General features: G+C 69.7%; 21 protein-coding genes. 13 read left to right on the top strand and 8 right to left on the bottom strand.

Annotated elements, in window-relative coordinates; translation table 11 throughout:
• The first annotated feature begins 104 nt into the window (after positions 1-104).
• Positions 105-2120 carry an APC family permease gene (locus tag FPZ12_RS17785; RefSeq protein ID WP_144748547.1) on the top strand — a complete coding sequence of 672 codons (2016 nt, stop codon included), beginning with the start codon at positions 105-107 and terminating at the stop codon, positions 2118-2120.
• Between the two features lie 46 nt (positions 2121-2166).
• On the opposite strand, the gene FPZ12_RS17780 is transcribed toward FPZ12_RS17785, so the two are convergent.
• Complete coding sequence (locus FPZ12_RS17780; RefSeq protein ID WP_144748546.1) at positions 2167-2787, bottom strand: IMPACT family protein; 621 nt, start codon at positions 2785-2787, stop codon at positions 2167-2169.
• A 129-nt stretch (positions 2788-2916) separates the two neighbouring features.
• Between FPZ12_RS17780 and FPZ12_RS17775 the strand changes: the two genes are divergently transcribed.
• The 6 genes from FPZ12_RS17775 to FPZ12_RS17750 are packed head-to-tail and all read left to right on the top strand — an operon-like array spanning position 2917 to position 10836.
• Positions 2917-3675, top strand: coding sequence for an IclR family transcriptional regulator (locus tag FPZ12_RS17775; RefSeq protein WP_144748545.1), 759 nt, complete (start codon positions 2917-2919; stop codon positions 3673-3675).
• A gap of 33 nt (positions 3676-3708) precedes the next feature.
• Positions 3709-5739 (top strand): hydantoinase/oxoprolinase family protein, encoded by a 2031-nt coding sequence (locus FPZ12_RS17770; protein WP_144748544.1) that lies wholly within the window; start codon positions 3709-3711, stop codon positions 5737-5739.
• On the top strand, positions 5736-7406 hold the full coding sequence (locus tag FPZ12_RS17765; RefSeq protein WP_144748543.1) for a hydantoinase B/oxoprolinase family protein: 1671 nt from the start codon (positions 5736-5738) through the stop codon (positions 7404-7406). Before FPZ12_RS17770 ends, FPZ12_RS17765 begins: the two co-directional genes overlap by 4 nt.
• Positions 7407-7425: 19 nt before the next feature.
• Complete coding sequence (locus FPZ12_RS17760; RefSeq protein WP_144748542.1) at positions 7426-8742, top strand: MFS transporter; 1317 nt, start codon at positions 7426-7428, stop codon at positions 8740-8742.
• Positions 8739-9896, top strand: a complete 1158-nt coding sequence (locus FPZ12_RS17755; protein WP_144748541.1) for an aspartate aminotransferase family protein — start codon at positions 8739-8741, stop codon at positions 9894-9896. The genes FPZ12_RS17760 and FPZ12_RS17755 overlap by 4 nt, the downstream gene beginning before the upstream one ends.
• A gap of 10 nt (positions 9897-9906) precedes the next feature.
• Positions 9907-10836, top strand: a complete 930-nt coding sequence (locus FPZ12_RS17750; RefSeq protein WP_243769895.1) for a serine hydrolase — start codon at positions 9907-9909, stop codon at positions 10834-10836.
• Positions 10837-10844: 8 nt separating this feature from the next.
• Here the strand turns inward: FPZ12_RS17750 and FPZ12_RS17745 are convergent, their stop codons facing one another.
• The 5 genes from FPZ12_RS17745 to FPZ12_RS17725 are packed head-to-tail and all read right to left on the bottom strand — an operon-like array spanning position 10845 to position 15081.
• Entirely contained in the window at positions 10845-11597 is a 753-nt protein-coding gene (locus FPZ12_RS17745; protein WP_144748540.1) for an SDR family NAD(P)-dependent oxidoreductase, read from the bottom strand.
• Positions 11594-12532, bottom strand: coding sequence for a 3,5-dioxohexanoate:acetyl-CoA acetone transferase (gene kce / locus FPZ12_RS17740; protein WP_144748539.1), 939 nt, complete (start codon positions 12530-12532; stop codon positions 11594-11596). Before kce ends, FPZ12_RS17745 begins: the two co-directional genes overlap by 4 nt.
• Positions 12532-13305, bottom strand: coding sequence for an HpcH/HpaI aldolase family protein (locus tag FPZ12_RS17735; RefSeq protein WP_144748538.1), 774 nt, complete (start codon positions 13303-13305; stop codon positions 12532-12534). The genes kce and FPZ12_RS17735 overlap by 1 nt, the downstream gene beginning before the upstream one ends.
• Positions 13302-14174 (bottom strand): cupin domain-containing protein, encoded by an 873-nt coding sequence (locus FPZ12_RS17730; RefSeq protein ID WP_144748537.1) that lies wholly within the window; start codon positions 14172-14174, stop codon positions 13302-13304. Before FPZ12_RS17730 ends, FPZ12_RS17735 begins: the two co-directional genes overlap by 4 nt.
• Before the next feature lie 16 nt (positions 14175-14190).
• Positions 14191-15081 carry a DUF6282 family protein gene (locus FPZ12_RS17725; protein ID WP_144748536.1) on the bottom strand — a complete coding sequence of 297 codons (891 nt, stop codon included), beginning with the start codon at positions 15079-15081 and terminating at the stop codon, positions 14191-14193.
• Positions 15082-15237: 156 nt separating this feature from the next.
• Here FPZ12_RS17725 and FPZ12_RS17720 point away from each other — a divergent pair, with 156 nt between their 5' ends.
• Entirely contained in the window at positions 15238-16596 is a 1359-nt protein-coding gene (locus FPZ12_RS17720) for an MFS transporter (RefSeq protein ID WP_144748535.1), read from the top strand.
• On the opposite strand, the gene FPZ12_RS17715 is transcribed toward FPZ12_RS17720, so the two are convergent.
• Positions 16593-17387 (bottom strand): IclR family transcriptional regulator, encoded by a 795-nt coding sequence (locus FPZ12_RS17715; protein WP_144748534.1) that lies wholly within the window; start codon positions 17385-17387, stop codon positions 16593-16595. The two genes, FPZ12_RS17720 and FPZ12_RS17715, sit on opposite strands and share 4 nt — an antisense overlap.
• A gap of 211 nt (positions 17388-17598) precedes the next feature.
• On the opposite strand from FPZ12_RS17715, the gene FPZ12_RS17710 reads away from it, so the two are divergent.
• The 4 genes from FPZ12_RS17710 (at position 17599) to FPZ12_RS17695 (ending at position 21077) form a co-directional block, all read left to right on the top strand.
• On the top strand, positions 17599-18219 hold the full coding sequence (locus FPZ12_RS17710; protein ID WP_144748533.1) for a TetR/AcrR family transcriptional regulator: 621 nt from the start codon (positions 17599-17601) through the stop codon (positions 18217-18219).
• Positions 18220-18330: 111 nt separating this feature from the next.
• Entirely contained in the window at positions 18331-18801 is a 471-nt protein-coding gene (locus FPZ12_RS17705; protein ID WP_208025889.1) for a hypothetical protein, read from the top strand.
• 130 nt (positions 18802-18931) lie between these two features.
• Positions 18932-19987 carry an MBL fold metallo-hydrolase gene (locus FPZ12_RS17700; RefSeq protein ID WP_144748532.1) on the top strand — a complete coding sequence of 352 codons (1056 nt, stop codon included), beginning with the start codon at positions 18932-18934 and terminating at the stop codon, positions 19985-19987.
• 148 nt (positions 19988-20135) lie between these two features.
• Positions 20136-21077 carry a hypothetical protein gene (locus FPZ12_RS17695; protein WP_150980384.1) on the top strand — a complete coding sequence of 314 codons (942 nt, stop codon included), beginning with the start codon at positions 20136-20138 and terminating at the stop codon, positions 21075-21077.
• A gap of 10 nt (positions 21078-21087) precedes the next feature.
• Here the strand turns inward: FPZ12_RS17695 and FPZ12_RS17690 are convergent, their stop codons facing one another.
• Positions 21088-21450 carry a DoxX family protein gene (locus FPZ12_RS17690; protein ID WP_144748530.1) on the bottom strand — a complete coding sequence of 121 codons (363 nt, stop codon included), beginning with the start codon at positions 21448-21450 and terminating at the stop codon, positions 21088-21090.
• Between the two features lie 106 nt (positions 21451-21556).
• Here FPZ12_RS17690 and FPZ12_RS17685 point away from each other — a divergent pair, with 106 nt between their 5' ends.
• Complete coding sequence (locus FPZ12_RS17685; RefSeq protein WP_144748529.1) at positions 21557-21928, top strand: winged helix-turn-helix transcriptional regulator; 372 nt, start codon at positions 21557-21559, stop codon at positions 21926-21928.
• Positions 21929-22234: the final 306 nt, after the last annotated feature.

The raw sequence follows: 22234 nt of genomic DNA, 5'->3' as shown, positions 1-22234 counted from the left end.
GTGGATGTCCTTGATGCCCGGAACCGCTGTCCTCCCACTAAATTGACGAAAAATTGACGCCCGGCCGCCGGGTCATGACGCCCCGGCGACCGTGCAATAGGGGCATGGCACGACAGCACGATCACGTCCCGGCCCCGGCGCTGCCGGAGGAGTCGCTCGGTTACCTGCTCAAGCGCGTTCTCCTCGGGCGCCCGCTGATCACCAGCAGACTGCACGCCGAGCGGTTGTCGAACCCGGTCGCGCTGGGAGTGCTTTCGCCGGACGCGATTTCCTCGTCGGCCTACGGGACCGAGGAGATTTTGCTCGAATTGCTGCCCTATGCGGGATTGGCGGCCTTCACGTTGGTCATCCCGATCACCGGGATCATCCTGTTCATCCTGATCCTGGTCACCGCGTCCTACCGGCAGGTCGTCATCGCCTACACCCGCGCCGGCGGCTCGTACGTCGTCGCGCGGGAAAACTTCGGGCCGAAGGTCGCGCAGGTGGCCGCGGCGGCGCTGCTGATCGACTACGTCGTCACCGTCGCCGTGCAAACCGCCGCGGGGACGGTCGCGGTGGTCTCCGCCCTCCCCGCGCTGGGCCCCTACAGCCTGGAAATCACCATCGGCGTGGTCTCCCTGCTGTGTTACGCCAACCTGCGCGGCCTGCGGGAGGCCGGGCGCCCCTTCGCCGTGCCCACCTATTTCTTCGCGGGCATGGTGTCGCTGATGATCGTGGTCGGCGTCGTCCGCGCGCTCACCGGCACGCTGTCGCGCTACGATCCGGCGCACCTGCCCGGCGCCGTCGAAGTGCATCAGGGCAACGGGCTCGTCATGGGCGCGACCGTGCTCGTCGTGTTGCGTGCCTTCGCCAACGGCGGCTCGTCGCTGACCGGGGTCGAGGCGATCTCCAACACCGTGAGCGCCTTCCGCAAACCCCAGGGCCGCAACGCCCGGCGCGTGCTGACGACGATGGCCTCGGTCCTCGGGTTCCTCGTCGCCGGAGTCTCGTTCCTCGCCTTCATCACGCACGCCACGCCGTACGAGAACGGCTACCCCTCGGTGCTGTCACAGGAGGCCCGGCTGGTGTTCGGACACGGCCCGCTCGGCACCGCCCTGTACGCGGCGCTGCAGGCCGCTTCGGCGCTCATCCTCTACACCGGCGCGAATACCAGTTTCAACGGCTTCCCGTTCCTGGCCAGCTTCGTGGCCGAGGACCGGTTCCTGCCCCGGCAGCTGACCCGGCGCGGGCACCGGCTGGTGTTCTCAAACGGGATCCTGGTGTTGGCGGCGTTGTCCATCGCGCTGCTGCTGGTGACCCGGGGTTCGGTCAACGGGCTGGTGCCCTTCTACGCGATCGGCGTGTTCACCGGGTTCGCGATCGCCGGGTTCGGCATGACCCGGCATCACCTGCGGCGCAAGGAACCGGGCTGGCGGCGCCGGCTCGCGATCAACCTCAGCGCCGGCATACTGGCCACCGTCGTGGTGGTCATCTTCGCCGTCGCCAAGTTCACCGAAGGCGCGTGGCTGATCGTCGTGGTGTTCCCCTTGCTGGTGCTGGCGCTCATCCGGCTCAACCGCGAGTACCGCCTCGAGGAGGCGATCCTGGAACGCGCCAGGGAAAACCCGAAACCGACGACGAACTACGCGCGGCACAAGGTCTTCGTCCTCGTCAACACCGCCGACCTCGCGGTCATGGAAGCGGTCCGCTATGCCCGCAACTTCAAGGGTTCCGAGCAGACAGCCGTGCATTTCATGGTCGACCGGCTGCACGCGGAGCGGCTGCGGCAACGCTGGGAGCAGCTCGGGATCGGCCTGCCGCTCCTGATCGTGGACTGCCCCGACCGGCGCCTCACCCGCGCGGCGCAGAAACTCGTGGCCGACGCGACGAAGGAGCGCGGCACCGGCGTGACCGTGCTGCTCCCCCGGCGCACCTACGCGCCGTTGCTGGGCCGGCTGCTCCACGACCGCACCGCCGACCGGATCGCGAAAGGCATCAGCCAGCTCGAACACGCGGCCGCGACCATCGTGCCCTACGACGTGCAAAGCCGGATCCGCCGCTACTCCCGCCAGCTCCCCGAACACGCCACCACCGCGGCGGAACGGACCGGGGACGAGGTCGCGCGCCCGCCGGCGAAGTAGTGTCCACAATGGCCGCTGGCTAATTAGCGCCCGCGCGGCCCTGTGGTCACGGTAAATACAAATCCCGCGCGCCCGCGTCGATCGCTTCGAGGGAGCCGCCGGAAATTTCCGCCAGCCAGGTCTCGAAATCGCCGACGGCGGTTTCCGGGACGGCGACCGTGAACGTCACGTCGGCGCCGTAATCCTGCTGCCGCAACGAATACGGCGAGTTGCGCAGATCGTGCTCAAGCCGGCCCGCGCGGTCGTGCGGGGCGGCGACGAGCAGTTCCCGGTGCCGGACCCGCCGCAGTTCCCCCACCTTGTCCAGGGTTTCCGACAGCACACCGGAATACGCGCGGGCCAGTCCGCCCGCGCCGAGTTTGATGCCGCCGAACCACCGTGAGACGACGGCGACCACGTCGGTCAGCTCGCGACGGGCCAGGACTTCCAGCATCGGGACGCCAGCCGTGCCCGCGGGTTCGCCGTCGTCGTTGCTGCGCGCGGTCAACCCGCCGGAATCGCCGATCCGCAACGCGGTGCAGTGGTGACGGGCGTCCGGCCCGGCCTTCCGGACGCGCGCGATCACGGCGGCTGCCGCGTCGACATCGCCGACGCGGGCCACCGTGCACACGAACCGGGAACGGCGGATCTCGATCTCGTGCGCCCCATCGCGGGCTATGACGCGCATACGCGGCGCCGGTCGGTGTTCTGCATCCCGCTCAGTATGAGGCGCTTACACGAACGAAACACGCGAGGCCTTGACGGCGTCGCGTGGGGTTCTTACCGTGTGTTTGCATCTTACGAAAGGCGTTCGTATATGTCAAACACATCGCGGACCTCCAGCACCGTCGCCACCGCGTTGCGCGTGCTGCGGTTGCTCGCCGACCACCCGGACGGCCTGGGCATCAGCGAGGTCGCGCGAGCGCTGGACATCGGGAAGAGCACGGCACACCTGCTCCTCGCGACCCTGCTGGAGCAGGAGTTCGCCGAGCGGACGCCGGACAGCCGCTACCGCCTCGGGCTGACCGCCTTCGAGGTCGGTTCGGCGGTACCGGACGCGGCGCGGTTCGGCGGGGACCTGATCACGCCGATGCGGGCGCTCGCGGATCTGTCCGGCGAGGCCGTGTCCCTCGCGGTGCTCCGCAACCGGGACGCGATCATGATCCAGCGGTTCGAGACGAAACACGTGCTGCGGGCCGAGATCGGCGTCGGCACGCGGATGCCGCTGATCAGCTGCGCGTCCGGGAAGTTCCTGCTCGCGCACATGAGCGACGAGCAGGTGGACAGCCTGTACCCGGCGGAAGCACTGCCCCGCGTCACGGTGCACAGCGTCCGCACCAAAACCGGGCTGCGGGCGATGTTCCCGGAGATCCGCCGCCGCGGCTACGCCCTGAACGACGAGGAATACGCGGAAGGAATCACCGGCATCGCCAACGGCGTGGCCGACGCGAGCGGCCAGTACGTGGCCGCGCTCAGCGTCGCGGGCCCCACCAGCCGGTTCCGCGCCGAGCACTGGATCGAACCGCTCGCCGAAGCGGCCCAGAAGATGACCGAACTGCTGTCCGGCCGGCGCTGACCGGCCGAGGAAGACCCGAGGTTCAGCCCAGTCATGGAGATCATTGCCGGAATCGACGTCGGCGGCACCTTCACCGACGTCCTGCTCTACCACGCGGTGAGCGGGGAACTCCGCCTGGCCAAAGTCTTTTCCACCCCCGGCGCTCAGGCGGACGGGCTGCTCACGGGGCTCCGGCAGTTCGAGGTCCCGCTCGCGGAGCTCGACGCGGTGGTGCACGGCACGACCGTCGCCACCAACGCCGTGCTGGAGCGCAAGGGATCGCGGACAGCCCTGGTCACCACGCGCGGTTTCCGCGACGTGCTCGAACTGCGCCGCCGTGACCGCCCCACCACCTACGGCCTGACGGGCACTTACCGGCCTCTCGTGCCACGCAGCCTGTCCTTCGAGGTGGACGAACGTGTTGACGCGCAAGGGAATGTCGTCGAACCCCTCTCCCCCGCCACCGTGGAGGCCGTGGCCGCGAAGCTGCGCGAGTCCGAAGTGGAGAGTGTCGCGATCTGCCTGATCAGCAGCCACGCCAACGCCGATCACGAACGATCCCTGGCGCACGAGCTGCGGCGCCTGCTTCCGGGCGTCGAGGTGACCGCGTCGTTCGAGGTCTGCCCCGAGCCGGGCGAGTTCGAGCGGGCGGCGACCACGGCGGCCAACGCGTTCGTCCGCGCGCCGATGTCCCGCTACCTCGGCGCGGTCCAGGAACGCCTGGGGGAACAGGGATTCGCCAAGGACGTCCAGGTGATGCAGTCCAGCGGCGGGCTCATCCCGGCCCGCCGCGGCGGCGAGCTCGCCGTGCGCACGCTCTTGTCCGGTCCGGCGGCCGGAACCGTGGCCGCCGCTGCATTCGGTGCGGCGGCGGGCCTTCCCGACGTCATCTCCTGCGACATGGGCGGCACGAGCTTCGACGTCGCCCTGATCCCCGGCGGCCGTCCGGCGGTGACCGCGGAAAGCGCGCTCGACTACGGCGTGCCGATCAAGGTCCCGATGATCGACATCACCACGATCGGCGCGGGCGGCGGCTCGCTCGCCTCCGTCGACCGCGCCGGGATCCTCCAGGTGGGCCCGGAAAGCGCGGGCTCGGACCCCGGCCCGGCCTGCTACGGGCGGGGCGGCACGCGGCCCACCGTCACCGACGCGAACATCGTGCTCGGCCGGATCTCCGCCGACCAGCGCCTGGGCACCCAGGACGGATTCCGCCTCGACCGGGAGGCCGCGGTCGAGGCGATCCGGGCGCACGTCGCCGGACCGCTCGGCCTCGACGTGACCGCGGCCGCGCTCGCCATCATCCGGTTCGCCAACGAAAAGATGGCCAACGCCATCCGCATGGTGAGTGTCGACAAAGGACACGACCCGCGCGAGTTCGCGCTGGTCGGGTTCGGTGGCGCCGGGCCGATGCACGTCGCCGAGCTGGCGCGCGCGGTCGGTGCCACCACCGTGCTGGTGCCCCCGCATCCCGGCGCGCTGTCCGCGTACGGCTGCCTGATCGCGGACGTGAAGTACGACTACGTCACCGCCGTCGGCACCGATGTCGGCGAATGCACCCCCGCCGTCGTCGAACGGATCCTCGCCGACCAGGCCGAACTCGGGCGCAAGACGCTGGAGTCGGACGGGTTCACCGGGCCGGACGTCGTCGTGGAGCACATCGCCGAAATGAGCTTCAGCAAACAGCTTTACTCGATCCGCGTGCCGCTGGGCTCCGAGCGCGACGGGTGGACTTCGGCGCGGCTGGCCGAGGAGTTCTCCCGCGAATACCTCGCGATCTACAACGGTCGCAACCCTTCCGGCGCGATCCGGCTGATCAGCCTGCGCACCGTGGTGACCGGCAAACGCAAGCCCGTCAAGCAGGTCACCGCCGTCTCGGCCGAACGCGCGCCCGCGGGCGAACGGACCGTCGTGTTCAGCGACGGCACGCACACCGTTCCCGTGCTGCGCCGGGAATCCCTGCGCTCCGGCGAAACCCTGCGGGGCCCGCTGATCGTGGAACAGAGCGACACCACGATCGTCCTTCCCCCCGCCACGTCCGCGGCCGTTCACGAGAACGGCAGCCTCATCGTCAAGGTGGCCTCATGACCGAGCTCGACCCGTTGTCCATCGCCGTCATCCGCGGCAGGCTCGAACAGATCGCCGACGAGATGGACACCGTCTTCGAACGAATGGCCTTCTCCCCGGTGATCTCCGATGCCTGGGACCGCGCCGACGGCATCTACTCCGCCACCGACGGCAGCATGATCGTGCAGGGCACGCGCGGGCTGCCGATCTTCGTCGGCACCATGCAGTACACCGTCGCGAGCGTGATCGCCCAGGCCCGCGACGCCTCCCCCGGCGACACTTTCCTCGTCAACGACCCGTTCGCGGGCGGCACCCACATCATGGACACCAAGATGGTGCGCCCGTTCTTCTACCGCGGCGAACTGTTCGCCTACCTCGCGAACACCGGGCACTGGCCCGATCTCGGCGGCCGCGTGCCGGGCGGGTTCGGCGCGGGAGCCACCGACTGCTACCAGGAGGGCCTGCGCCTGCCGCCGGTGAAACTGTTCGCGGGCGACGAGCTGAACGCCGACATCGTGGCCATCCTGCAGACCAACTCCCGGCTGCCCGAGGACGTGCTCGGCGACATCGACGCGCAGGCGACGGCGTTGCGCGCGGGCGAATCCCGGCTCACCGAACTGCTCGACGAGTACGGCCCCGAGCTGGTGACGGCGGTGATCGAGTCCCTGCGCGAGCGGTCGGCGCGGCAGATGCGTTCGCACATCGCGGAAATCCCCGACGGCACCTACCACTTCACCGAGGAGATGGACAACGACGGCATCACCGACGAGATGCTGCGCGTCGACGCCCTCGTCACCGTGGCCGGTGACGAGCTGACCATCGACTTCAGCGGCTCCTCCGCGCCCTGCCAGGGCCCGATGAACTCCGTGTACGCGGCGACGGTGTCGAGCAGCATCGTGGCGGTCAAGCACCTGTTCCCGGACATCCCGATCAACTCCGGCATCTTCGAGCCGATCACGTTCGTCATCCCGGAAACCGTGTTCCTCAACGCCAAACCGCCGCGCCCGGTCGCGGGCTGCGCGGCCGAAACCAGCCAGCGCATCATCACCGCGGTCATGGGCGCGCTCGCCGAAGCCGCACCCGACCGCGTGCCCGCGGGCTCCTCGGCCACCGTCAACAACCTCTCGATCGGGGGCGTGCACGAGGACGGCACACCGTTCGTGCTCTACGTGTTCCTCGGCGGCGGCTACGGCGGCCACCCCGGCGGCGACGGGCTGTCCAACGGCTGTTCGCTGATGAGCATCGGCCGCGTGCAGTCCATCGAAACACTGGAACAGCGCTATCCCTTGCGGTTCCGGCAGTACTCGCTGCGCGACGGCTCGGCGGGGCACGGCAGGCAGCGCGGCGGGTTCGGGGTGCATTTCGAGTTCGAGTTCACCGCCGCCGAGGGCCAGGCGAGCCTGCTCGGCGACCAGGCCAAGACCGCGCCGGTCGGCCGGGCCGGCGGGGCGCCAGGCGAGACCTCGTCACCTTGGTTCGAAATCGGTGGTGAGCGCGTGACGCTGCCGATGATCAGCAAGGGCGAGAACGTTTCGCTGCGCGCCGGGGACATCGTGTGCCTGCGCACCCCGGGCGGCGGCGGGTACGGCCCCGTGTCCGAACGCGCCGCCGAAGAGATCGCCCAAGACATCGACCGTGGCTACCTCGACAGCGAGACGGCCGCCCGGATCTACGCGCGCACCGCGTAGCCAGCCCTGGAGGTAAGCCATGTCCGAACCAGCCCCGGCGCCCATCGGGCGCGCCATCCTCGGCAGTCTCGTCGGAACCTCCCTTGAGTGGTACGACTTCTTCCTCTACGGCTCCGCCGCGGCACTGGTGTTCAACGAGGTCTTCTTCCCCTCGTTCGACCCGCTGACCGGCACCCTGCTCTCGTTCCTGACCTTCGCGATCGGCTTCCTCGCCCGCCCGGTCGGCGGGATTCTCGCCGGGCATTACGGAGATCGCTTCGGGCGCAAGAAGATCCTGCTGTTCACCGTCTCGCTGATGGGCGGCTCGACTGTCGCGATAGGACTGATCCCGAGCTACGCGGTCATCGGCGTAGCGGCGCCGATTCTGCTGATCCTCGTCCGGCTGGCGCAGGGCTTCGCGCTGGGCGGTGAATGGGCGGGCGGCGCGCTGATGATCGCCGAACGCGCGCCGTCGGCACGCCGCGGGTACCTCACCAGCTTCGTCCAGGTGGGCGTGCCCATCGGCACGCTGCTGAGCACCGCCCTGCTGTACCTGATGTCCGGCACGCTGTCCCGCGACGCGTTCGTGCACTGGGGCTGGCGGGTGCCGTTCCTGGTGTCCGTCGTGGTCGTCCTGATCGGCGTCTACATCCGGCGCAGGGTGGGCGAATCCCCGGTGTTCACCGAGCTGAAGGAGGAGGCCGGGGACAGCCGGGCGCCGTTACTGACGCTGCTGAAGACGCAGCCATGGGACGTGCTGCGCGTGATCGGCATCCGCGCCGGCGCCGACATCGTCTACTACCTGCTCGTCACGTTCCTGCTCACCTACGTCACGACGACGCTGGGCCTCCCCCGCGGCGTCGGGCTGCTCGCCACGCTGATCGGCGCGGGCATGCAGTTGTTCACCTACCCCGCGTTCGCGGCGCTGAGCGACCGGTACGGCCGCAAGGGCGTGACCATTTTCGGGGCGGCCGGGGCGATCGCGTGGATGTTCGTGTTCTTCCCGCTCGTGGACACGAAAAGCACCGGGCTGATCGTGCTCGCCGTGCTCGGTGGCCTGTTCTTCCACTCCGCGATGTACGGCGTGCAGGCGTCGTGGATCTGTGAGCTCTTCGACGCCCGGCACCGCTACAGCGGCGCCTCGCTCGGGTACCAGCTCTCGGGGATCGTCGGCGGCAGCCTCGCGCCGACGATCGCGGTGGCGCTGCTCGGGATCTCGGACTCGACCGTGCCCGTGGTCGCCTACGTCTGCGCCGCGCTCGCGCTGGTGCTCGTGACGGCCTTGCTCACCAGGGAAACCCAGGGCGGCAGCCTCCGGGAGACCAGTGTCGCGGAAACAGCGAGGAGCGCGTCGTGACTCTGCCCGACCGGGCCCGGCGCGTGCTGCCGGGCGGGAACACCCGGACCACGTTGTTCGTGCCACCCAACCCGCCCTACGCGGTCCGGGGTGAGGGCGCGATCGTCACCGACCACACCGGACACCGGGTGATCGACTGCAACAACAACTACACCTCGTTGATCCACGGCCACGCCCATCCGGAAATCCTCGACGCGGCAACGGAAGCGGCCCGGTCCGGCACCGCTTTCGGCCTGCCGACACGGTCCGAGGTCGCCCTCGCCGAGCACCTGCGCGAGCGGACCGGCATCGAGCAGTGGCGGTTCTGCAACTCCGGCTCCGAAGCGGTGCTCATGCTGTTGCGCGCCGCCCGCGCGCGCACCGGGCGTGACCTCATCGTGCGGTTCGACGGCAGCTATCACGGCACCGGCGACGCGGTCGTGTCGCCGGAGGCGCCCGGCGTCGTCTCGGAATCCGTCCTCGTGCTGCCGCAGAACGACCTCGAAGCGGTGCGGAAAACGTTGCGCGCCCACGGCGAACGCGTCGCCGCGGTCCTTATCGACCTCATGCCCAACCGCGCCGGCCTCACCCCCGCCGATCCGGCGTATGTGGCCGAACTCCGGGACCTCACCAGGAAATACGGCGCGCTGCTGGCCGTGGACGAGGTCATCACGTTCCGCCTGCACGAAGGCGGGCTGCACCAGCGCTACGGCATCCGGCCGGACCTCGTGTCCGTAGGCAAGATCATCGGCGGTGGGTTCCCGGTCGGCGCGGTCGGCGGGAGCGCGGAAGTCCTGTCCCCGTTCGACCCGCGCACCCCCGGCCCGGTGTCGTGGGGCGGCACGTTCAGCGCGAACCCGGTGACCATGGCGGCCGGGCTCACCGCGCTGAACCTGTTCGGCACCAAGGAAATCGCCGACCTCAACCACCGCGGCGACGAACTGCGGAAGCGGCTCCGCGAGGGCGGCGTGCCGGTCAACGGCTCGGGTTCGCTGCTTCGGCTCATCACCCCGGACACGACGAAACTGTGGTGGGCACTCTACGAACGCGGCGTCCTCACCGGGACGAACGGCCTACTCGCGTTGTCGACACCGATGACGCCCGACGACGTGGAGCAGGTCGCCGAGGCAGTACTCACCACGCTCGGCGGCGCGTCGCCGGATGCCATCGGTTAGCCTGCCACGGATGAGGCGACCGAATCGGCAGGCTGCCGCTGGAGCGATCCTGGTCGCGATGCTGTCCGCGATCACGGCATGCGGGACAACGACCACCACGACCACGCCCTCCTCGCAGGTGACGACAGCGCCGACCACGGACCCGACCACCGTGGGGAGCACAACCGCCCGGTCCGAGCCGGCCTGCGCGACGCCGGTCGCGGGGTTCGACTGTGACTTCCAGCAGCGGTTCGCGGCCGTCGAGAGTTACCTCAAGGGGCGGCCCGGCGTCGTGGGCGTGGTGGTGCGCGACCGCCAGACCGGAGCGACGTGGCGGACCGGCGCGACGGGCACCGCGATGTGGACCGAGTCGACGATCAAGCTCGCGATGACCGTGGACCTCTTCCTCCGGGACCGCGCCGGCAAGATCAGCCTCACCTCCGGTGACCGGACGCTGATCCAGAAGATGCTGCACAGCTCGGACGACGACGCCGCCGACTCCCTCTGGTCGAAGTACTCGGGAGCGGACCACATGGCGTTCAACCGCGACTTCGGCGAGTACGGCATGACCTCGCTCGTCCCACAGCGCGGCTACACCAGCACCTTCCCGTACTGGGGCTTCCAGAAGTGCACCCCGGACGACCTCGACCGCCTGGTCAACTACGTGCTCGGCAAGCTCCCGGCCGACACCCGCCAGTACATCGTCGACCAGCTGTCCGACGTCGACCCGGACCAGCAGTGGGGCGTGTGGGCCGCCGGCCCCGCCGCGAACCCCGGCAACAAGGACGGCTGGGGCCCGGAGGACAACGGCTGGGTGATGAACACCGTCGGCTGGGCCGGCCCCGGCCAGCGCTACACCCTCGCGGTGATGAACGAGCTGCGCGGCCACGGCGGCGAGGAGGACGGGCGCACCACCGACAGCCACGTCGCCGAGCTCTTGTTCACCGGCCGCTTCCCGTAACCGCCGGCTCAGGCGAGGAAACCGCCGTCGACGGGGAGGACCACGCCGCTGAGGTGACTCGAGCGGTCACTCAGCAGGAACGACGCCGTGGCACCGATTTCCGCGCCCGTCCCTGCCTTCCGCAGTGGGGTGGCGGCGATCCGCGCCTCGACGCCGCCGGGGATCGTGCGGCGCAGTTCGTCCAGCATCGGGGATTCGGTGGGGCCCGGGGCGATCGCGTTGACCCGGATGCCGAGCGGGCCGAAGTCGTGCGCCGCGGTGCGGGTCAGGCCGATGACCGCGTGCTTCGTGGCCTGGTAAGCCCCCATCCCGGAGCTGCCACGAAGCCCGCCGATGCTGCTCATGGTGATGATCGAGCCAGACCCCTGGCGTTCCATCACGCGCACTTCCTCGCGCAGGCACAACCAGGTCCCCTTGACGTTCACCGCCATCACGCGGTCGAAGTCCTCCTCGGAGACCTGGTCGAGACGGCCGCCCTGGCCGATCGCGGCGTTGTTGAACGCCCCGTCGAGCCGGCCGAACCGGGCGACCGTGGCGTCGACAAAGGCCGCGACGCTCGCCGGGTCGGCCACGTCGCCGGTCGTGAACGCCACGTCGTGGCCTGCCGACGTCAGCTCGTCGGTGAGCGCCGCGAGCGGTTCCTTCGTGCGGGCCACGAGCATCAGCGACGCCCTGTCCGCGGCGAGCACCCGGGACGCTTCGGCGCCGATCCCCGCGCTCGCGCCGACGACCACGACGACCTTGCCCGCCAAACCGGTCATGCGACTGCGCTCTCCTCGGTTTCGGTGCCCCGCAAGGCAAGCATCGCCCGCGCGTCGGCGGGCGTGGCGATCGGCCTGCCCAGATCCTCGACGACGGCCCGGATCTTCTCGACCTGCTGGGCGTTGCTCTCGGCCAGCCGTCCCTTGCCGATCCACAGGCTGTCCTCCAGCCCGACCCGCACGTGGCCGCCGAGCCACGCGCTGTGGGTGCCGAACTGCAGCTGGTCACGCCCACCGGCGAACGCCGAGAACAGGTAGTCGTCGCCGAAAAGCTTGTCCGCGATGCGCACCATGTGCTCCAGGTTGGCATGATCCGCGCCGATTCCGCCGAGAACGCCGAACACGCCTTGGATCATCAGCGGCGGTTTCGCCAGGCCACGCTCCACGAAATGCGCCAGCGAATACAGGTGACCGATGTCGTAGCACTCGTACTCGAACCGGGTGCCGGCCTCGCCGAGCGCGCGCAGGGTGTGCTCGATGGACTCGAAGGTATTCAGGAACGGATGCGCGTAAGTGTTGAGCACATAAGGCTTTTCCCAGTCGTGGCGCCATTCGGTGATCTTGTCGGCGATCCCCGAGTACACGAAGTTCATCGAGCCCATGTTGAGCGACGCCAGTTCGGGCCGCAGCCGGACGGCGGCCGCGAGGCGCTGCTCCATCGTCATCGCCGACGAGCCGCCGGTGGTGATGTTGATGACGGCGTCGGAGTTCGCGGTGATCGGGCCGACGATCTCCTCGAACACCTCCGGTTCGAAGGTGGGCCGCCCGTCCGGAAGCCGCGCGTGCAGGTGCACGACGGCCGAGCCCGCCTCGACGGCTTCGATCGCGGCCTCGGCGATTTCCCCGGCGGTCAGCGGCAGGTACGGACTCTGCGAAGGGACGTTGACCGAGCCGGTGATCGCCGTCGTGATGATGACCTTTTCCGCCCTGCGCATCAGCTTTCCTTCCGGAACGAGGTGACCAGCCCGCGCGCGGCTTCGGCCAGCATCGAGGTGTCGTTGCTCAGCAGGACGAAGTCGCAGCCCTCCCGGACGGCCTGGGCCGCCCGCTCCGGAACGCCGCCGAACGCGAGCCCGCATTTCTTCCCGGCCGCGTGCGCGGCGTCGATGGCCGACGCGATCAGCTCCTGCACCTCCGGCGAGCCCGGAGTCGTGCCCAGGGACATCGACAGATCCGCGGCCCCCACGAACACGGCGTCCACTGTGTCCAGTGCGAGGATCTCCGGCGCCGCCTTGATCGCCTCGGCGCTTTCCAGCTGCGGGATGCACAGGACGTCGTCGCCGGAAGCGAGGTACTCGGCGTTCGGGAGCAGGCCCCACGCGCCGGCGCGGCTCGTCCCGCCCGCGCCGCGCACCCCGTGCGGCGGGAACCGGCACGCCTGCCCGACCGCCGCCGCTTCCTCCACGGTGTCCACGTGGGGCACGAGAATCCCCTTCGCGCCCGCGTCGAGGAGCTTTTGGATCATCGACGCCGTCTTGTCCGGGACACGCACCAGCGGCGCCATGCCCAGCGCGCGGGCCGAGTTGATGAGCCGGTACACCGTCTGCAGGTCCAGCGGCGCGTGCTCGGTGTCGATCACCACGAAGTCGAACCCGGCGTAGGCGATGATCTCGACGGGCTCGGCGGACGCGATCTTCAGCCACGTGCCCAGCGGCGTGGCGCGGCCCGGGCCGAACAGGCCGCCGCCCGTGCGTCGCGGCGCGCTCACGGCATCGGGTAGTCGTCGGCGTTCAGGACCCACCCGGGTTTCGCCGAGAAGTCCGCGCGCGGCGGGCTGAAGATGTCGATCAGCTGGTTCACCCCGGGATCGCTCGCCGCGGAGGTGTGCACGGTGGGCGGCGGGATGACGGTCACCGACGGGCTGCCGGTCCGCACGTGCTCGTCCTCGCGCCACACGGTGCTGTCGGGCAGCCAGGGCGTGCGGATGTGGTGCACGTACTCCCCTTGCACGGCAAGGGAAAGCTGCTCGAAATCATCGTGCGAATGCGGCGAGAGACGGCGCGGGTCACGCGGGCCGTGCTGCTCGGGCAGGAAGTTCACCATGAACGAGCGGGTGCGGAAGATACGCCCGAACCGCTGCGGGTCCTCCGGCACCTCCGAAAGCGGGTAGAACCGCACACCCTGCTCCCCCACCGGTTCCGGCCACCTCTCCAGCAGCGCGACTCGCGGGTGGTCTTCGGCGTAGTCGGCGGCGTTCGCGGCCTTGTCACCCCAGTGCGGTTCGCCCGCTTCGACGAGCCGGATGAGCGGCCCGTCGCCGCGCACGCTGATCCGGGACGCGCCCGGCGGGACCACGACGAGCCCCGGCGAGTCGATCAGCGTCGCCCCGTCGGCGGTGAGCACCGTGAACTCCGGCGACGCGCCGGTGACGATGGTGGCGAGTTCGCCTTGCAGCGTCCCGTTGTCGAGGTCGTCACCGGCTTTCGCTTCCGTGTGGATCAGCAGCACGTTCTGCCCGCGCACCACCGGGGTGGCGCGCAGGTCGAAGTACTGTGGGGCCGCGATGGCCGCGCCACTGTCCGGCCGCGCCGCGGTCGCCGTCGCGAGCGAGGAACGGGGATCGTCTTTTCCGTACACCGCAGGTCCTTCCGGCTCAGGCGTCCAGGTTCAGCAGGTAGTTCGGGTTGTCCCGGACCATGCGCCGCAGGTCCTTTTCGGACAGTCCGAGGTCGAGCAGTGCTCCGGACACACGCAGCCATGCGTCCACCGGTTTCGGGTTGGACTTCTGGCCGAAGTCCGACGCCAGCACGGTGTGCTCCGGGCCGAGCTTTTCGATCCAGGTCAGCAGTTTCTTCGGGTCCCACTTCTGCGTGCCTTCGGGGTCGTACATGCCGACCTCGTGCTCCACGAACGCCCCGAGCCCGGTCAGCTCCTTGCACAGCTCCGGCTCGGCGCCGATCACGAAGTCGGGATGGCTGACCACCATTCGCTTGATACCGCGCTCTTTCGCGGCCTCGAACAGCGTGCGGATGTACTCGGGATACATGTGACCGCCGTTGACGACGGCGCCCTGCTCCTTGATCTCGTCGAGGATCTCGCCCGCTTCGGGCTTGAGCTGCCCGGTTTCGTCGACGATGTCGATGCGCTCGAGCGTCAGCGGCACGGTGGTGGTCGGGAAGGCGCCGTCCTCGGGATGGCAGTCGATGTGCCTGCCGGAGGAGATGGTCGGGAACCAGACGACCTTGCCGCCCATGCGGAGGCACATCCGCACGGCGTGCACGTTCAGCCCGCCGACGGTGCTGTTGAGCGCGATGCCGCCGAACACGTCCGCGTCGACCTCGGCGAGCCTGCCGCGCATGGCGAGCACGTCCATCTGGGTGTTGTGGTGGTGGGATTTGGCCACCATGGCGCGCAGGCCGATCCGGGCGCCGTCGCGCGCGGCCTCGACGTGGTCGAACCGCCGGGGGAACGGGCTGGGCCCGGAATGGACGTGCATGTCGACCAGTCCGTCCAAGACGGCGGCCAGGGCTGGACGTTCGCTCATGGAGCACCTTTGTTCGCGATGTGAATTTCTAGTTCACTATAAGACGCGCCAGCCCCGCCATCAACCCACTTGTGCGGCGCACGTCACATGTTTAAGGTATTCACGTTCACTTTGTGAACACGAGGTTCGAATTTAACCCCACCCCGGAGGACGACGATGTCCACTCCTCGCCCCGCCGAGCCGCTGTCGCAGGCCCCGCGCGCCCACGGCCCGGACCAGGCCAAGGTGCGTGCCGCCGTCCGCGGCGGCACGCTGGCCTACTTCGTCGACCAGTTCGACATCTACCTGCCGATCGTCGTGCTCGCGCCGGCGTCGGTCTACTTCCAGGCCGCGAACCTCAGCGCGAGCACCACCGCGCTGCTGTCCTCGCTGGTGTTCGCGTCGACGCTCATCGGCAGGCCCCTCGGCGCGGTGATCTTCGGCCACTTCGCGGACACGGTGGGGCGCAAGCGGACCACGCTGGTCGCGGTCGGCGGGTTCGGCATCATCACGCTGGCGACCGCGTGCCTGCCGGGGCACGAGACGATCGGGATGTGGTCGGTCGGCCTGCTGATCGCGCTGCGGTTCGTCGACGGGATCTTCCTCGGCGGCGAATACACGACAGCCGTGCCGCTGGCGATGGAGTGGAGCCCCCGGCACAAACGCGGCCTCTACGCCTCGCTGATCACTTCGACCTCACCGGCCGCGTACGCGGTCATCGCCGCGATCACCTTGCTGCTCCTGCAAATGCTGCCCGCGGCGGGCCTGCACAGCGCGTACGTGCAATGGGGGTGGCGGCTGCCGTTCCTGGTCGGCGCGCTGCTGTCGGCGGTGTTGTTCCGCTACTACCTCAAGCAGGTCCACGAACCTCCGCGCGAACTGACGGGCGAGAAGCACAAACTGCCGCTGGTACGGCTGATCGCGCGCTACCCGAAGGCGCTCGCGCAGGTGTTCGTGCTGATGACCGGGACGTGGCTGGCGACCAACATGGAAGCGGCCGTCACGCCGGTGCAGCTCAAGGCGCATCTGCTGCTGTCGAGCAAACAGGTCACGCTGACCATGCTCGTGATCAACGCCGCCGCCGCGCTTTCGTACCCGCTGTTCGGGATGCTGTCCCAGCGCATCGGGCGGCGGCGGTTCTACATCGGCTACGGGCTCTCGGTGATCGTGATCGGCGCCGGTTCCTACACGCTGCTGATGATTTCCGACGGCGGCCTCGGCACCGTGCTGGGCTTCGCGGTGCTGATCGGCCTGTTCACCGTGGGCACGTTCGGCCCGATCGCGGCCTACCTGACCGAGCGGTTCCCTGCGAGCATCCGCTCGACCGGGTACGGCGTCGGGTACAGCCTCGCCCTCATCGCGCCCGCGTTCTACCAGTTCTACCTGCAGCAGTTCGACGGCGTGCTGCCCGCGCACCTGGCACCGGCCGTCCTCATCGCGCTCGCCGGCGCGCTGATCAGCCTCGGCGGTTTCCTCGGGCCGGAGACGAAGGACGTCGACATGGCCGACGACACCACGATTCCCGCTCTGTCCTAAGCGCGGTCGTCGGGCCGGTAGTGCCCGCCGAGCTCGTGGGTGAGCTCGCGCGCGGTGTCGACGACCACCCGCAGTTCGGGGGCGTCGTCGGACATCGCGAGGGTGTTGTCCGGCCCGACGATCGCGATCGTGGCGCAGATGCCGTACTCGTCGAAGACCGGGGCCGCCACCGCGACCACGCCCGGCGTGGTCATCCCCGAGCAGTGCCCGACGTCGCGGACCCGCTCGACCTCGGCCCGCAGCTCCTCCCGCGCCTGGTCCGGCAGGTTCGCCACCAGCCGTTCCATCGACAGCTGGTCGGCGTGGTAGGCCAGGAAAACCTTGCTCTGCGCGGTGTCCAGCGGCAGATGGCTGCCGACGCGGACCGACACCACGACCACCGCGGAGAGGTTCTCCTCCACCCGCGACACCACCGGCCCCGTCAGCCCCCAAAGGCTGAGCACCACGCTGCAGCGCGTGCCGCGGGACAGCGCGCGCATGTGCCGCGGCGCGAGGTTGATGACGCGGCGGTGCCCGATCGCGAACGCGCCGAGCTGCAGCAACAGCGCGCCGGGCACGTAGCCGCCCTCGCCGCTGCGTTCGAGCATCCCGGCGGCGACCAGCGAAGTGCAGTACCGGTACGCCGTGGTGCGGTTGAGCCCGAGCCGCTCGGCGACCTCGCCTGCGGTGACCTCCGGGGTGGCGGGCTCGAACAGCGACAGGATCTGGCTGACCCGGCTCACCGCCTGGATGTCGGCCCCCTCCGCCCGGTCCGCGCGCCCGCCGTCCGAGGGCCGCGTCGACTTGGTCACGGAATCCTCCACCGGATACTCGAAAGCGGGCAGGGCACGTTCACCAGGTGAACGAGGCGTCAGCTTACCTGAACACCCCTGGTGGTCCACTGTGGACGGACCTCGTGCACGATCCCGGGCGCGGGTCGCGGACCGGGCTCACCGCTGCCTCGACGGCTTCCGGCGCACCCGAGTATCCACGGTATCCGATACCTCCGGGTATCTTCGGGCCATGAGCGCTGCGCCCCGAGAGCCCGGCCCGGTCCCCCGCGTCCGGCGCGCCGAGGTGCGCCGCCGGCTGCTCGAAGCGGCCGCGAAGGTGTTCGCCGAGCGCGGCTACCAGGCCGCCCGGCTCGACGAAATCGCTTACGCCGCCGGGTTCACCAAGGGCGCGGTGTATTCCAACTTCGCGGGCAAACAGGCGCTGCTCGCCGAGCTGATCGAGGAGCACGTCCGCACCCAGTTCGCGGTCGGCACGGTCGAAATCCGCAACAAGAGGCGCCCGGACCGGGTGCTGGAGGACGTCGCCGAGGTCTTCGCCCGTGGCATCGTCGAACAGGACACCTGGAGCCGCTTGCTCGTCGAGATCGCCCAGCAGGCAGGCCACGACCCGGCCGTGCGCGAGGTCTACGCCGAGGTCCGCCAGGGCTTGCGCGAGGAGCTCGCGGCCGGGATCGCCAAGGCGTGTGACCGGCTCGGACTGGAGCTCACGGTTCCCCCGGAGCAGCTCGCGTTGACCCTGCAGTCGCTGCGCCTCGGGCTCTCGCTGGAACACGGCGTGGACCCGGATCGGGTCGACAAGGCCGCTGTCGTCGCGGTGTTCACCGCCACCCTGCACGGAGTGATCCGCTAGCACACTGTCCGAAGTGGACCGAGTGGGCCCGGTGCGCCTCCATACCGATACTTGCGAGTATCCGATACTCGTGGGTATCGTCGCGTCGTCACCGGCGAACTGGAGGAACCCGTGCCCGGACTGCTCGACCTCTCCGCGCGGATCATCGACACCGGGGTCCGCGACGAGCCGGTCAACCGCGTCACGCAGGAACTGTCCGAACTGGCCGGGAACGTCGCGATGGTCGAGTCCTTCTCGCACTCACTGGCCTTCCGCACGGACGACGGGCTCGTGGTCTTCGACGCGAGCAGCGCGGGCAGCGGCGCCTTCCTGGCGGACACCGAAAGCCGCGACACGGGCGATGGCGGCGAAGGAGCGCGAACTGCTGCTGCCCGCGCACGGCCCGCCCATCGCCGGGCGCGACCGCATCGCGACCGTGCTCACCGAAGTGGCCGCGGTACTGGAACTCGTGCACGAGACCGTGCGGCTGATGAACGAAGACGCGCCGCTGAACCGGCCGACGCCGCCGTCGGCACGGAGGTCGCCGCCCTCGCCGGGGGCGCGGCCACGCTCGTGCGACGCGCCGACGAATTGGCCGCGTAGGGCGACTTCCGGCTCGCCTGCCAGCTCTGCCGAGCGCGCAGTGAGCACGAAACTTCCTTGATGGCCAAAGGAATCCTCAGCCACGAAGCCCGGGTTGTCCGAGACCCGCCGACACTTCGAGGAGCACACCATGCCTGTCTCCCGTCGCCACGTCCTCAAGTCCGCCGCCGCCGTCCCCGTCGTCGGGGCCGGTGCGGCGGCCATCCCCGGCACGGGGGCGCACCTCGTGTTGCTGGGCACGGCCGCGGGCCCGGTGCCGATGGCGGGCCGCACGGGTATTTCCACCGCGCTCGTCGTCGACGGCCGCACCTACCTGATCGACCTGGGGCACGGCGCTTTCGACCAGTTCCAGAAGTCCGGTCTGGACCTCGGCACGCTGGACCGGATCTTCGTCACGCACCTGCATTCGGACCACCTCGCCGACCTGTATACCTTGCTGTGGCTACGGTTCGGCGGCGTGAACCCGATGACGCACCCCGTCGACGTCTACGGCCCCGGGCCCGCGGGCGCCCTGCCCGCTCCGTCGTCCGGACAGCCCACTCCCGTTGTCTCACCGGGGAATCCGACGCCGGGGCTGGCGGACTTCTTCGCGAACTCCCTCGCGGCCACCGCCTACGACGTCAACCTCCGCATGCGCGACGAGGCGTGGCCCGACATCCGCGAGCTGTACCGCGTGCACGAGATCCCGCTCCCCGACGTCGGCGCGAGCGCGACCGGGGATCTCGCCCCGCCGATGCAGCCGTTCCCGGTCATGGCCGACGACCACGTGTCGGTCAGCGCGATCCTCGTGCGGCACCCGCCGGTGTTCCCGTCGTTCGCGTTCCGGTTCGACACCGCGCACGGTTCCGTGGTCCTCGGCGGGGACACGACCATCACGCCGAACATGGTCACCCTCGCCCGTGGCGCCGACGTCCTCGTGCACGAGGCGATCGACCTGCGCGTCGTGGAACAAGCCGGCACTCTCACGCCCGAACAGCTGCAACACCACCGCAACGCGCACTCCGACGTCACCCGCATCGGCCGCGAAATCGCCCAGCCCGCGGGCGTGCGCACCCTCGTGCTCTCGCATCTGGCGCCCGGCAGCAAACTGATCCCGGACGCGTCCTGGAAAGCGCAGGCGAGCCAGGGATTCGACGGCGAGGTCATCGTCGGCAACGACCTCCTGCGGATTCCGGTCGGAAGATAGAAAGTCGCCGGAAAGCACTTTCCCGTTACGTGCTCGTGGTCACATTCCCTTACTGGTAACGCGATGGCGGCCGGCCCCGATGTCTGGGCGGATTCCCGGAACCGGGCTCATCGGCACCTTCGGATCCAGTGGGGAGAAACGTCCAATCATGGCCGCAGGGCTGTTTTTCTTTTTCACGGTATTGGCCGCGATCGTCGCGGTATTCGTCCCGTCCGTGCGGCGGTGGGTCCTCACCCGCCGCCACCCGGTGCGGGCTGTGGGGCTGACCGCCGTCGTGTGGCTGGTTGTCCTCATCACGCTGGCCGCGACGAGCAGCACTTCACCGCCGCCCAGCACCAACGCCGCCGCGAGTGCGGTTCCGACCACCACCACCGCCGCGCCGACCACGACGACGAGCACGGCGCCGGTCCAGACCTGCCACGCCGGCAACGACAACGGAAAACCGCTGCCCGACACGACGTGCACGCCCGGCGCGACCAACCCCGTCGTCACCGCGAGCACCCTCGACAGCACGATCTGCGCGACCGGCTGGGCCGATACCGTGCGGCCTTCCGCCGCCTACACGGATGAGCTGAAGGTCCAGCAGATCGCCGCCTACGGTTATGCCGACGTTCAGGCCGCCGATTACGTGGAAGATCACCTGATCCCGCTCGAACTCGGCGGAAATCCCACCGATTCCCGGAATCTGTGGCCCGAACCCGGCACCGGCCAGGCCGTCGCCGCGAAGGATGCCGTGGAGAGCGCGCTCAACCGCGCCGTCTGCGGCCACCGGATTACCCTGACCGCCGCCCAGCAGGCGATCGCGGCGAACTGGAGCACGGCTGAGACCGTGCTCGGCCTCGATGCCCCGGTCAGCACCCCCGCCACGACGGCACCGTCGACGACCAAGACCAAGGCCAAAGCCACGACGACCGCCGAGGCTCCGGCTCCGGTCGAGGAGGACACGTCCGCGGCCGACGACCCGCTCGCGGGCCGGTACCGCGCCGGGGAGTTCTGCAGCAAGAGCAACCTCGGCGTCAGCACCATCGCCACCAACGGCGCGACGATCACCTGCGTACCCGACGGCAGCCGCTACCGCTGGAAGGCATGAGGCGCCACCTCTAAAACCGCCCCAGGGCAACGAAAGCGGCGAGCGCCAGCAGGAAAACGTTGGCGGGCAACGGCTGGCGCTCGTTGCGGGTCAGGTGGACGCGGAGCGCCCCGATCTGTACCGCAACGAGGCCGACGGCGGCGATGGGGGTGAGGATCGGGGCGATGCCGGTCAGCCAGGGCAGGACCACCCCGAGCGCGCCGAGGACCTCCACGACGCCGACCGCTTTCACGCCGGCGTCGGAGGTGTCCTTCATCCAGTCGAGCTTTCCCGTTTCCACCAGCCGTTCGCGCGGCCGCACGATCTTGAGCCCGCCCGCGGCGAGGTAGACCACGGCGAGCACTACCTGGGCGATCCACAATGCGATATTCACCGTATTCCCCGATCCTTACTTCTTGTGCGTAGCCTGATGGTCTGTGCGCAACGGGGCGGCCACAAAAGGCACAGCGATGTATGTGTCCAGGAAAGGGGGTCCGGCTATGGCGAAGGTCACAGACGCGACAGGAGAGCCTTCGCGGATCCGGGACGGCGGGGCGGTCCGCGAGGTGCTGGACAGGATCGGCGACAAGTGGAGCCTGCTGGTGATCGGCACACTGCGGTCCGGCCCACTGCGCTTCGGTGAGCTGGAAAAGGCCGCCGCCGGGATCTCGCAGCGGATGCTGACGCTGACGCTCAAACACCTCGTCGAGGACGGCCTGGTCACGCGCACCGCGTATGCCGAGGTGCCGCCCCGCGTCGAGTACGAGGTGACCGAACTGGGCCGGAGCCTCGTGCCGCTGGTGATGGCACTCGCCCAGTGGGCGATGGACCACCACGAGGAGATCAACGCGAACCGCCGATCCCACGCCTGAGCACACCGGCCCGCTCCCGACCGCACCGGTGGCCACGCCGAACCCCACCGGCCCCACGCCCGACCGCACCAGTCCCACACCCGGGCGCACCGGCCCCCACGCCCGACCGCCCCGGCCGCCACGCCCGAGCGCACCGCTCCCGCGCGCGACCGCACCGATCCCACGCCCGAGCACACCGCTCCCACGCGCGACCGCTCCGATCCCACGCCCGAGCACAGCAAGCCCGCGCCCGACCGCAGCCTGCCCCACGCCCGAAGACCCCGGCCCGATGCCAGACCGCTCCCCGCTCCCACGCCCGACCACACC

Origin of the sequence: Amycolatopsis acidicola (genome assembly GCF_007713735.2) — a bacterium.
GTDB classification, from domain to species: Bacteria; Actinomycetota; Actinomycetes; order Mycobacteriales; family Pseudonocardiaceae; genus Amycolatopsis_E; species Amycolatopsis_E acidicola.
This window is presented reverse-complemented; position numbering and strand designations above follow the sequence as displayed.

What these genes read in the sequence shown, in the direction of transcription:
- FPZ12_RS17760 (WP_144748542.1), top strand. Translation starts at nt 7,426, where the DNA reads ATGTCCGAACCAGCCCCGGCGCCCATCGGGCGCGCCATCCTCGGCAGT.
- kce (WP_144748539.1), bottom strand. Translation starts at nt 12,532, where the DNA reads ATGCGCAGGGCGGAAAAGGTCATCATCACGACGGCGATCACCGGCTCG.
- FPZ12_RS17720 (WP_144748535.1), top strand. Translation starts at nt 15,238, where the DNA reads ATGTCCACTCCTCGCCCCGCCGAGCCGCTGTCGCAGGCCCCGCGCGCC.
- FPZ12_RS17710 (WP_144748533.1), top strand. Translation starts at nt 17,599, where the DNA reads ATGAGCGCTGCGCCCCGAGAGCCCGGCCCGGTCCCCCGCGTCCGGCGC.
- FPZ12_RS17775 (WP_144748545.1), top strand. Translation starts at nt 2,917, where the DNA reads ATGTCAAACACATCGCGGACCTCCAGCACCGTCGCCACCGCGTTGCGC.
- FPZ12_RS17725 (WP_144748536.1), bottom strand. Translation starts at nt 15,081, where the DNA reads ATGAGCGAACGTCCAGCCCTGGCCGCCGTCTTGGACGGACTGGTCGAC.
- FPZ12_RS17770 (WP_144748544.1), top strand. Translation starts at nt 3,709, where the DNA reads ATGGAGATCATTGCCGGAATCGACGTCGGCGGCACCTTCACCGACGTC.
- FPZ12_RS17785 (WP_144748547.1), top strand. Translation starts at nt 105, where the DNA reads ATGGCACGACAGCACGATCACGTCCCGGCCCCGGCGCTGCCGGAGGAG.
- FPZ12_RS17765 (WP_144748543.1), top strand. Translation starts at nt 5,736, where the DNA reads ATGACCGAGCTCGACCCGTTGTCCATCGCCGTCATCCGCGGCAGGCTC.
- FPZ12_RS17750 (WP_243769895.1), top strand. Translation starts at nt 9,907, where the DNA reads ATGAGGCGACCGAATCGGCAGGCTGCCGCTGGAGCGATCCTGGTCGCG.
- FPZ12_RS17745 (WP_144748540.1), bottom strand. Translation starts at nt 11,597, where the DNA reads ATGACCGGTTTGGCGGGCAAGGTCGTCGTGGTCGTCGGCGCGAGCGCG.
- FPZ12_RS17685 (WP_144748529.1), top strand. Translation starts at nt 21,557, where the DNA reads ATGGCGAAGGTCACAGACGCGACAGGAGAGCCTTCGCGGATCCGGGAC.
- FPZ12_RS17780 (WP_144748546.1), bottom strand. Translation starts at nt 2,787, where the DNA reads ATGCGCGTCATAGCCCGCGATGGGGCGCACGAGATCGAGATCCGCCGT.
- FPZ12_RS17695 (WP_150980384.1), top strand. Translation starts at nt 20,136, where the DNA reads ATGGCCGCAGGGCTGTTTTTCTTTTTCACGGTATTGGCCGCGATCGTC.
- FPZ12_RS17700 (WP_144748532.1), top strand. Translation starts at nt 18,932, where the DNA reads ATGCCTGTCTCCCGTCGCCACGTCCTCAAGTCCGCCGCCGCCGTCCCC.